We start from the raw sequence: 11,098 nt of genomic DNA on the forward strand, positions 1-11,098 counted from the left end.
GTTATAAAATATTAAAAAGGCCGTCTGAAACAATCCAATGTTTCAGACGGCCTTTTTATGAAATCAAAAATTGTTAGAGCTAAGACAGAGGTCTTTATTCACAGCTCAAGTTTTTTGTTTTTTCGGCGAATGTATCCATGGCAATTTGGCACATGCGTTCACGTTGGCCTACGTCGGCAGCAGGCAGGATTTGGCGCAGGTATTTTGTGTTGTCGCGTTGAAACGATGCTTTATTGCCTGCTTTTTGGTAACACGCATCCGCACGGGTAAAGTATTGCTGGCAGATTTTCGGCAATTCTTCAAAGGACAAGGGTTTGCTTTTGTGCATGCCGTGTGCGGAGACGGAGAGGGAGGAAAGGGCGCACAGCGCGATGATTAAGGTTTGGGAAATGGTTTTCATGGTCAGCCTATTTATTGAAGTGGTTTTAAATCAATTGTTCGCCCCAATGCAGCTTTTGGCGCAGGGTTTTGAAGTATTGGTAATCGGTGGGATGGAGGACGCGCAAGGGGTTGTGATAGCGGCGGATGATGATGCGGTCGAAGTTTTGCACGTCGATATGGGATTGTCCGTCAAAATGTGCGCGTGCGTCGCCGCTTTTGGTAATGAGGATTTCGATCACGCTGGTGTCGGAGATGGCAATCGGGCGGTTGGTCATGGATTGCGGGCAGATGGGCACGAGTGTGAAGGCGTGCAGACCGGCCTGCATGATGGGGCCGCCGGCGGCAAGCGCGTAGGCGGTCGAACCTGTCGGTGTGGAAATAATCAGGCCGTCCGAACGTTGGGTATAGACAAATTCTTGATTGATAAAGACTTCAAATTCGATCATTTGGCCTGCGCCGCCACGAGACAGTACGGTGTCGTTGAGGGCGAGGGCGCGTTCGATGGTTTCGCCGTCACGAATGATGCTGGCTTCGATGAGGATGCGTTCTTCGGGCAGATATTTGCCCTCTAGTACGGGGCGGATGCCTTCAACCATGGTGTCGCGCGAGATTTGGGTGAGAAAGCCCAAGTGGCCTTGATTGATGCCGATGATGGGTACGGCGCGCGGGGCGACTTCACGGGCGGCGGAGAGGAAGGTACCGTCGCCGCCGAGTACAACGACGAGGTCGCAGTATTTGCCCAGCTGGGCTTTGTTGACGGTTTCGCAGTAGGCGGAATCTTGGATATAGACGCAGTGTTCTTCTACGCTCAATTCATCCAGATAGATGGTAAAGCCGTTTTCGCGTAGAAAAGAAACCAATGTGTGGACGGTATCTTGAATCTCGGGTGTATTGGGACGCGTAACGATACCGATGTTTTTAAATGGGCTTTTCATGTAATAGGCCGTCTGAAATTAAGTATTTAATCTATCCAGATATCGCGCTCGAGGCGGTCGAGGCGTTCGTTTAAGCGGGCAACGTCGTCGCGCAGTTTGTCCACTTCTTCCAGCCATGCGGCAAGCGTGGCTTGGTCGATAACAGGGGATTCTGGTTCGCGTGAAAAGTCGCTGATTTGCTCGGCAATGCTTTTGCCGATTTTTTTCATGGTGCGGCCGATGTCGCCGGCACGCGAGCTGATGCTTTCTGCGGCCACATGACCGAATACACGCGCCAAATCTTCGCTCGGATAATAGCGCAGTCCACCCAAAATAGGAAGGACGGACATGCCCAATACCAAGTCGCCTTCGAGGCTGATATCGCCCACGCCGGGCTGGCCGCCTTGGAGGATTTTTTGGATGGCGCTGTTGTGGAATGTGATGTTGGTGTCGGCGGTGTCGTTTGCGGTTTCAAGAAAACCTTGTTCGCTGATGCGTCCGGTCAGTCTGAAACCGGTCAGGCTGATGCAGATGATGCTGCCTGCAAATTCAGACAGCTCGCGCTGTTGCTCCGGATTTTGCTGTATCAGGTGGTTGATAATGGGAAATAGGGCGGACATGGTTTACTCTAAATGCCGTCTGAAACGGATGAATGGATTGAGTCGCAATTTTACAGGCTTAGCCCGTCTGCGCAAACGGTATTTACAATTTTGCCGTTGCTTTCATCATCAACGATGAAATCAGGAGCCGGCAGCCCGAGTTTGGCCGCTTCGGCAGTATAAAATTCGCCCCGGCTTGGGTGGCGGGGTTCGACAATATTGCGGATACGTTTGCCGTCTGCTTGGCAGGCCGTCTGAAAAAGGATTTGGACGGCCAAGTCTTTATGAAGGATATTGACGGGTTGATTGCCGCCTTGAATGCGTGTTTTCCGAACCAGTTTGGTAACGGGGTGACGGTCGGCAGAGTAAAGCCCGCCCAGTCGCAGTATGTCGATATGGGGGACGGCACTTTCCAGCAAGGCTTGCTCAACCGCGAGGATTTGACGGGCGGATTCGGTTTGCGGATCGGGCGGCGTGGTTTCATCGCATACGCGTACTTGGTTGCCATATACGCTGGTGCTGCCGGTAAAGATGATGTGTTGTACCTTGCATCGCTCGGCAAGCTGAATCCATTTTTTCAGGGTATCGGCGTAATGGTTTAATGACGAAGGCGGAAGCAGGCAAAACCATGTCGGCTTGTTGATGTGGTTTTGCCACAAGGCCGAACTGTGAAAAAGATCGTCTTGATTCAAATCGATGATGTCGAGCTCAATCGGCAGATTAATGTCGTCGGAGGTTAGATTGCGTTTGACGGCGGCTACCTGACTGCCTTGCTCGTAAAATTTTTGTGCCAGCGGTAGGCCGAGATAGCCTAAGCCGAGAATGGAAATATCGGGAAGGTGCATAAATAAAGCATCCGAAAATTAACAGGCCGTCTGAAAATAGCTTTAACTTGGTTAAAGCCACGTTTTCAGACGGCCTTTGTATGGAAAAATTAATGGTTGCTGCCGATTTTTTGGTCGAATTCGGCACGGTGTTCCGGCAGGAGGTAAGGGCGCAACAGGCTGAGTGTGCGGCTGATGCCCCGTACTTTGGAATCTTCGGTCAACTTGGCGCGGCCGCGCAGGGAGCTGTCGAAGTCGAACCAGTATTTCGTCACCATCCACATATTGACGGCAAGGTCGTTCATGGCGGTTTGGTCTGCGCTGATGATGTTCAGCCCGTTGAGCTGGGTCAGCAGGTTAACCAACAGTGGGGACACTTTGGCTTGGGTAAAGGTATTGTGTTCGCCCAATAATTCGGCACTGCGGGCAAGCAGGGTATTCACATCGCTGAAAAGGAAACGGTATTCCCACATCACATCATAAATACCGGCCATGTAGTTAATGGAGTCTTCGACATTAGACGGCAACACGGCTTCGTTAAGATAGGCAAGCAGGGCCTCGCTGTAACGCTTGAATAATTGGACGATGATTTCGTCTTTGTTGCGGAAATGGTAGTAGAGGTTGCCCGGGCTGATGCCCAAGTGGGCGGCAATGTGGTTGGTGCTGATATTGCGCTCGCCTTCTTCGTTGAACAAGGCGAGGCTGGCATTGATGATTCGTGTGTAAGTGTTGACTTTAGCAATGCGCGGCATGGGATACACTCCTTTGTTTTATAGGCTGTATGAAGTCGGCAGCCAGTTGGGTTCTGCGTGTAATTCTACCTGAAATTGAGTAAATACTGTATTACAAACATATTGCGCCAGCTGGTGGACATCTTGCGCGGACGCGTTGTTTTTATTCACCAAAACCAAAGCCTGCCTGTCATGCACGGCCGCACCGCCGATCTGATGGCCTTTCAGACGGCATTGGTCAATCAGCCAGCCGGCCGCGAGTTTGACCGAACCGTCAGGCTGCGGATAGCGTGGCATATTGGGGTATTGCTGCAACAAATCGGCCGCTTTTTCAGCGCTGACAACTGGGTTTTTAAAGAAACTGCCGACATTACCAAGTACGTTAGGATTAGGCAGTTTACTGTTGCGGATTGCACACACCGCATCGGAAACATCTTTGGCCGTCGCCTCGCGGCCTTGGCTCAGCTGGGCAACCGCGGCCGCCAAATCGCCATAGCCCAAGTTCGGCACAAAATGCTCTTTTAACGCAAATACAACCGAAACAATCACATAACGCCCTTTGCCTTCCTGTTTGAACAGGCTTTCACGATAAGCAAAATCGCAATCGGCATTGGAAAGCTCGACAAAGGTTTCTGTATTCAAATCAAAGCAGCGTACGCTATGGATAACATCTTTGACTTCAACGCCGTATGCGCCGATGTTTTGTACCGGAGATGCGCCGACCGTACCCGGAATCAGGCTGAGGTTTTCCAGTCCGCTCAAACCCAGTCCAACCGTATGCAAAACAAAATCATGCCAAATTTCCCCGGCCTGCGCTTCGATATAAACCAGGCCGTCTGAACGCTCAATTTTGCGTATTCCCTTGTTTTCCATATGCACAACCAGACCGGCGTAGTCTTCCATCAAAAGGATATTGCTGCCGCCGCCGAGCCATAAAACAGTATCTCGGTCGAACTCGGGCAGCCGGACGATGTCGCGCAACTCGTCGGCGTGTTCGAGTGCGATAAAGGCTTGAGCTTGGGCTTTGAGGCCGAAAGTGTTGTAAGGGGTAAGGTCGGTTTGGTATTGGATGGGTTGCATGATGATTTGTGATTTTGTGGATTCAGGTCGTCTGAAAACTTACTATTTAACAATTACGATAGGTAATGGGGTTTTGGGGCGCTTTATAATTTTCTTGGGAAGAATAGGTCAGCTTATTCACGATTTCTTCATAAATGTCGGAGCCTTCTGGTAACGACTTGCCTTCAAACATCCAACGGCCTTGAATAATATCGTCGGCAGAAATCCATCTTTCGATTTCATACACTGCCAATGTCCAGCCGCGATAGACTGCAACTGCATATTTTGCTTTTTCACGTCGGCTTCCGATTTTCCAATATTTCCGTGTGCGTTCGTAAATTTCCTTATCCCTATTGGCTTCAGGAATATTCCCAGATCTAATGCCTTTTTTTAGTTTCTCATATTCGTTATTAATCGTAATTAAAACAATGGGTTTATCAGTTTTTAATTCTTGAGCATCATACTTTCGTTTTAATTCCGACAAACTCATTAATCCTACTTCTGAAGAATGCGCACCCCCTTGAATATTAGTCAGCGGCTGCTGGCTCGGCTTGACTAGGGAGAGTAGGTCTATTGCCATTGCTTCATATTCAAAAGCCTGTTTGTCTGTTTGGATGTTGTGCCGCAGAATGTAATACACGGGCTGGTTTCCGCTTTTATGTATTTCCCTAATCAAAGCAATTTTATCACTTGGCTTTTCTGTTTCTTGTAATGAACCTAGGGCATGATGGAAAACGCGATTGCCCACGCCTTTTCCTACATAGAAAATATTGCCGTCTCTAGGGTCAATCAAGCAATAAACATAGTAAGCAAGTTTTTCTATAATGGGAGTTGAAAACATTTTTTTCCTTAAGAGTGAATAAGCCGTAAATGAAATATCAATGGAGGCCGTCTGAAAGAAATTTCAGACGGCCTTATGCGATCTGACCCTCTCTTTACTGCAAAGCTCCAAGCACCATACCAATGCAATGGCGGCAATCGTCAGTGAAACGGTCAGCGCGGTCCAGAAGCCGTAAATGCCCATATCGGCATAATAGGCAAGCAGGTAGCCGGGCAACAGGCCGCAACCCCAGAAAGCCACGGCATGGATGAACATCGGCATTTTGGTCACTTTATAGCCGCGCAGCGCATATGAAGCGATACATTGGGTGGCGTCTGCCAATTGGAATAGGGAGGCGAAAAATAAAACAGTCGCGGCAATGCCTAATACTGCCGCATCGTTGGTGTACATACCGGCCAACTGAAAGCGAAAGATGACCAAGAGCAGCGCGGTGCAGGCAGCAAGCATCCAGCCCAACACCAATGAAACGCCTGAAATATAACGCGCCCGCAAAAAATCGCGCCGCCCGAGCGAAAAGCCAACGCGTACCGTGCTTGCCGAGCCGACGCTTTGCGGAACCATATACAAAATACCCGACAGGCTGATGACGACTTGTTGCGCGGCGACATAATCCTCGCCGAATGGTGCCACCAAAAAGACGATAAACGAAAACGCGCTGGCTTCTAAAAAATAAGACAAGCCGATGGGGGCGCCGATTTTCCAAATCTGTTTGAAAGCCGTCAAATCTGGTTTGCCGATTTTTGCCGTCAAACCAAACGGGCGGAAGAATTTTTCTTTGGCGATATAAAGCCACAAAGCCAATGCGCTGAACCAAAATACCGCTGCCGTTGCCACGCCGCAACCTGCGCCGCCCAAAGCAGGCATACCGAATTTGCCGTAAACGAACACATAGTTCAGCGGCACATTCAACACAAACGCCGCAAAGCTGACCAACATAATCACGCGCGGACGGTTCAAGCTGGAGGCATAAGCGTGCAGGGCGCGGTGTATCATGGCGGCCGGCATTGCCAAGCTGGTGAAGAACATATATTGCGCCATCGTGTCTTCGACATAATCGTTCAATGTCAGCCAATGACGGAACGGCGTAATCATCGCCCACATCAACAACATGCCGAATACGCCCAAACACAAGCCAAACCAAATGCCCTGCATTCCTGTTTTGCCGACTTCTTCGGTTTTACCCGCGCCGTACAACTGGGCAATCATCGGGTTCAACGCCGCCATCACGCCCATAAAGGTAATGTAAATCGTAGAAAACGCGCTGCTGCCCAAAGCCACTGCGGCCAAATCTTCCTTGCCTGCGCCGCCGGCCATTACTGTATCGACAAAACCAATGCCCACTTGCGCCACTTGCGCCAACAGCATGGGCAGGGCGAGGGCGGTAAGCAGGCGGGTTTCTTTTAAGAAAACAGGAAAGGCAAAGCGGTTGAGGTTCAGTAGCATAATGTGTGCGGTTTGAGGACAAAGGCCGTCTGAAAACGGAAATTTAAAATTATAAAGGGTAATGTTTGTACACAGACAAAGATTGGTTTAATCGTTAAATTTTTCAGACGGTCTTAAATGTCGGATGTCTTTTGACGGCTTCCAACCAGCTGTCCGGCGTTTGAAACTGCATCAGGCCGTCTGAAAGCGAAACTGCGGCTTGGGTAGTCGAAGCGCGGGTCAGCTTTTCATTGGTTTCGGCATCGTAAATGGTGTAATCGATACGCAGGCAGCTTTCGATTTCGACAATGTCCATATCAACGCGGATTTTTTGGCCGAAACGGGCAGGGCGGATGTATTTGAGGTTCATCTGCACAATCGGCCAGCTGTACCCCTGCCGCCCCATTTCGTTGTAGTCATAACCGATGGAAGACAGAAAAGCGCAACGTGCGGTTTCAAGGTATTTGACATAGTTGCCGTGCCACACGATGTGCATGGCATCTACGTCAAAAAAAGGAACTTCGGTTTCAAAGCTGTGTTGGCAATAGATGTGTTTTTTCATGGCTTAAAAAAGTGAGTGTGATGGTTTCAGACGGCGTCTTCGCCCCAAAAATCATAAAAATTGAACCATTGTAGCGGATTTTGCGCACATTCTTGCGCCAAAATGTCGGCAAAACCCTGCATTGCATCCTTAACGGCAGCCTCACGGTTGCCGCGTTTCCAGCTGGAAGTATCGGTAAAGCGGCGCAATTTCAAATGATAGCGGCCGTTTTGTTTGACGCAAAACAGCGTGTTTACCTGCGTTTTTAAAAGCGAAGCCAATAGCCATGCGCCTTGCGGCATAGGGGCCGTGTGGCCTAAGAAATTAATGTCGGCGGTTTTCTCGCCGCGTACAGGTACTCGGTCGGCCGCGATGGCAATCCATTCGCCGTCTTCGATACGGCGGTTCAATTCCATCATCAGGGTAGTGTCCAAATCGGTTACCTGAATCAGGCGGATATGTTCTGCGCCGGCTTTTTGCAATGCCTCGTTAAATGCCTGCGCGTGTTTGCTGTGCACCAATACATTGAGTCTGAAATCTTTATGGTGCGACACCAGCGCACGGCAAACTTCGGTATTGCCTAAGTGCGAACAGGCAAAAATCTGGCCGCGTTCGTTACGCTTGACTTGCGAATAGATGTCGTCCGGATCTTCAATCACCAAATCTTCATAACGGATTTTGCGTTGCCACACGGCAAAACGGTCGCAAACCGCTTCGCCAAATGCGACGAATTGTTTGAATACGCTGTGTTTCGGCAGGACGGTATGGGGAAAGGCCGTCTGAAGACGGGTTTGATAGCGTAAGACATGACGGCGCGGTTTGGGCGCGGTTGCATAAAAATACAGCACCACAAACCAAATGCACGGCTTCATCAAAAAGGCCGGCAGATGGCGCACCATCAGCGTGGTCAGGGCGAGAAACAAGCGGCTGCCGCGTTCGGGCTGCGCCGCCCAATGGGTTTGTTTATGGTCGGTCATGGTTTCAGACGGCCTTTCCGAAAACTTTGCCCAATCGGTGTTTCAACATACCGAAAAACAGCCGTGTGTGCATTTTGCTGATGCGGACATTGTCGGCAAAGGCATCGAAGTGGGACACGCCGTCGGCGGCGTATTGGACGGGTGTTTTAATCCAAACCGGTTTGACGTCGCGCCAGTACAGGCGGATAAGGATTTCCGTATCGAAGTCCATACGGTCGCCTACGGTTTCTTCGCGGACGACGGATAGCGCGGGTGCAAGCGGATAGAGGCGGAAGCCGCACATGCCATCTTTGATGTCGCATGACCAAGTGTGCAGCATATTCCAAAAGTCGGTAATTTTGCGTCCGTAAAGCCGTGCTTTGGGCGCGTCGTCGCCGTATTGCGGCCAACCGCAGACAACGGCTTCGGGATTTTGTTCCGCAGCGGCAAGGAGTTTGGGTGTGTCGTTTAAGCAGTGTTGGCCGTCTGCATCAACCTGCAAGACGTGGGTATAACCATGCTCTTCGGCGTATTCCAAGCCGGTTTTGACCGCTGCGCCTTTGCCGCCGTTGATAGGGCGGTAAAGGACATCGATGCCGTCTGAAACCAAAGCCTGCAATACAGGTTTGCATTCTTCGCGTGAACCGTCGTCCACAATTAAAACGTTTAAACCGAAGCCGCGCATGGTTTCGGCAACGTAGCTGATGGTGGTCGGGTGGTTGTAATGTGGAATGAGGGCCAGGGTTTTCATCAATATTCTTTAGGCGACGTTAACACAATGCAGAGTATAGCAAATAAACATGCCATAGCGTTTGAAAAGGCCGTCTGAAACGGCGATGACAAAATCGTTAGATTTCGTTTTTCACTGTTTCAGACGGCCTTTGGTATGCCCTTAATTCAGCATTGTACATAACCGACATCAAGGCATAAATCATGGAACTCGTTGAGCGTGCTGCGGTGTCCGATGCTGATGATGATGGTGTCGGGCAGTTTTTGTTTTAAAGCACGGTAGAGCATGGCTTCGGTCGGTTCGTCCAAGGCAGCAGTGGCTTCGTCGAGTAGGATGACTTTAGGCTGCGAGAGCAGGGCGCGGACGAAGGCGACGCGTTGCAGCTCGCCCGGCGAGAGTTTGTGCTGCCAGTCGTCGGTTTTATCCAATTTGTCCACCAGGTAGTCCAAGCGGCAGGTATTCATGGCTTCGGCTAACTCGGGGTGATGATGGTCAATGTCGGGGTAACAAATCGCATCGCGCAGACTGCCTTGCGCCGTGTAGGGGCGTTGCGGCAGGAAAAGGATGTCTTGGTGCGGCGGATGGCTGACTTTACCGCTGCTGCCGAAAGGCCAAAGACCTGCCAGCGCGCGCAGAAGGGAAGTCTTGCCGCAACCGCTCGGGCCACGTATCAACAGGGAATCGCCGCTTTTAAGGTTGATGTTGATGCCGTCTAATAAAACTTCGCCGTTGTGGCGGTATAGGGCAACGTTTTCTAAGATCAGGCCGTCTGAAACTTCGGTAAGCTCAGGTTGTTGTGCGGCGTGTTTTTCTTCCGTGCTCAGCAAAAAGCCGTACAGACGCTCCAATCGGGCGCGGTAGGCGGTGAACTTGTCATAGAACATTCGAAAGAAAGACAGCGCACTTTGCAGTCGTGCGAAGGCTTGGACGGTCTGCTGGATGTCGCCGATTTTGATTTGTCCGGCAAACAGGCGCGGGGCTTGCAAAATAATGGGGAAGAGCTTGATGCCGTTGGTAAACATATCGTTAAAGCCGCTCAGGCAGACGCTTTGCCGCGCGATGCGCCAACGGTTGCGGATGATGGCTTTGAAGCGGTCGGCAAGCTGTTCGTGTTCGTATTTTTCGCCGTTGTAAAACGCGACGCTTTCCGCATGGTCGCGCACGCGGACAAGGGAATAACGGTAGTCGCCGTTGAGTTTTTCGTTTTCATAATTAAAACGAATCAAAGGGTTGCCTATCCACATGGCGATAAAGGTCGCCAAAATCACAAACATATAGACAAACCAAACGATGCCGTGCGGAATATCGAAGCCGAACACGGTCAGGATGCCCGCCAAGCCCCACAAAACAACGGCAAATTCCAGCGAGGTAACGACCGAATTGACCATGCCGCGCACAAATTCGATGGTCGAAGCGATGAATTCCTGCGCGTCCTGTTGGATACGCTGGTCGATATTGTCCGGCGCATGACGGCGCATTTGCAGGCGGTAGTAGTTTTTGTCGGCAAGCCAGCGCGAAGTCAAAACTTTATTGAGCCGCTCCGACCATTTAATCGCCAAGCCTTGATCGAGAAAGTCGTTGACGACGTTGTTAAACGCCCGTATCAACACCACGCCTGCATTCATCGCCGCAAACATCCAAAACGCGGAGGCATTCAAATCCTGCATTGAGTCGTAAAGCCCTTTGGACATAAAGGTACTCAAAACATTCAACCGCACTTCGGTCAGCAGCAGCGTAATCATCGCCGTAATCAGCAGCAATACTTTAACTGCACTTTTGGGCGTCAGGCAAAGGCGCAGAATATAGCTGAACTCGCGCCCGAAACGCGTGTTGCGTGCAAAAAACAGAATCACCGCCGAAGCTGCGGCGACCATCAACAAGGTCTGCACCAGCCAAGACGGTGAGGAATAAAGCTCGGTTTGCCATTTTTGCATGGGTGTATTCTCTGAAAGGGTCGTAAAGGCCGTCTGAAAGGACGGCGAATTTATTGAATTATGATCACTATGAAAATAGTTTTTCAAACTGTTGTATTTTTGTATTTACAAACAGTTCTTATTTGTTTTTGTGGAAAGTAGGAATCTTATCAAATATAATCGCAAA

At 50.3% G+C, this 11,098-nt stretch carries 12 protein-coding genes; all 12 read right to left on the bottom strand.

Going from position 1 to position 11,098, the window contains the following annotated elements; translation table 11 throughout:
* Positions 1-94: 94 nt before the first annotated feature.
* The 12 genes from ACTHUG_RS09375 to ACTHUG_RS09430 all read right to left on the bottom strand — a co-directional run bounded on the left by ACTHUG_RS09375 (position 95) and on the right by ACTHUG_RS09430 (position 10,932).
* Positions 95-400, bottom strand: coding sequence for a hypothetical protein (locus ACTHUG_RS09375; protein ID WP_440385788.1), 306 nt, complete (start codon positions 398-400; stop codon positions 95-97).
* A 25-nt stretch (positions 401-425) separates the two neighbouring features.
* Positions 426-1,316 (bottom strand): NAD(+) kinase, encoded by an 891-nt coding sequence (locus ACTHUG_RS09380; protein ID WP_039863638.1) that lies wholly within the window; start codon positions 1,314-1,316, stop codon positions 426-428.
* Between the two features lie 26 nt (positions 1,317-1,342).
* Entirely contained in the window at positions 1,343-1,915 is a 573-nt protein-coding gene (locus ACTHUG_RS09385) for a ubiquinone biosynthesis accessory factor UbiJ (protein ID WP_003746353.1), read from the bottom strand.
* Between the two features lie 50 nt (positions 1,916-1,965).
* Positions 1,966-2,739, bottom strand: a complete 774-nt coding sequence (locus ACTHUG_RS09390) for an SDR family oxidoreductase (protein WP_440385789.1) — start codon at positions 2,737-2,739, stop codon at positions 1,966-1,968.
* An 89-nt stretch (positions 2,740-2,828) separates the two neighbouring features.
* A complete protein-coding gene (locus tag ACTHUG_RS09395; RefSeq protein ID WP_036491149.1) occupies positions 2,829-3,470 on the bottom strand; it encodes a TetR/AcrR family transcriptional regulator in 642 nt (213 codons plus the stop codon).
* 18 nt (positions 3,471-3,488) lie between these two features.
* A complete protein-coding gene (gene murB, locus ACTHUG_RS09400) occupies positions 3,489-4,529 on the bottom strand; it encodes a UDP-N-acetylmuramate dehydrogenase (RefSeq protein ID WP_440385790.1) in 1,041 nt (346 codons plus the stop codon).
* Positions 4,530-4,575: 46 nt separating this feature from the next.
* A complete protein-coding gene (locus tag ACTHUG_RS09405; protein WP_440385791.1) occupies positions 4,576-5,349 on the bottom strand; it encodes an LEM-3-like GIY-YIG domain-containing protein in 774 nt (257 codons plus the stop codon).
* 63 nt (positions 5,350-5,412) lie between these two features.
* Positions 5,413-6,792 (bottom strand): MATE family efflux transporter, encoded by a 1,380-nt coding sequence (locus tag ACTHUG_RS09410; protein ID WP_440385792.1) that lies wholly within the window; start codon positions 6,790-6,792, stop codon positions 5,413-5,415.
* A 103-nt stretch (positions 6,793-6,895) separates the two neighbouring features.
* Positions 6,896-7,333: an acyl-CoA thioesterase gene (locus tag ACTHUG_RS09415; protein WP_440385793.1), complete on the bottom strand. Its 438-nt coding sequence runs from the start codon at positions 7,331-7,333 to the stop codon at positions 6,896-6,898.
* 26 nt (positions 7,334-7,359) lie between these two features.
* Positions 7,360-8,289, bottom strand: a complete 930-nt coding sequence (locus ACTHUG_RS09420; protein WP_440385794.1) for an LpxL/LpxP family acyltransferase — start codon at positions 8,287-8,289, stop codon at positions 7,360-7,362.
* A 4-nt stretch (positions 8,290-8,293) separates the two neighbouring features.
* On the bottom strand, positions 8,294-9,019 hold the full coding sequence (locus ACTHUG_RS09425; RefSeq protein ID WP_107737032.1) for a glycosyltransferase family 2 protein: 726 nt from the start codon (positions 9,017-9,019) through the stop codon (positions 8,294-8,296).
* A 146-nt stretch (positions 9,020-9,165) separates the two neighbouring features.
* A complete protein-coding gene (locus tag ACTHUG_RS09430; RefSeq protein WP_440385795.1) occupies positions 9,166-10,932 on the bottom strand; it encodes an ABC transporter ATP-binding protein/permease in 1,767 nt (588 codons plus the stop codon).
* Positions 10,933-11,098 lie beyond the last annotated feature (166 nt).

This window comes from Neisseria sp. P0022.S009 (assembly GCF_051956675.1).
Taxonomy (GTDB): Bacteria; Pseudomonadota; Gammaproteobacteria; order Burkholderiales; family Neisseriaceae; genus Neisseria.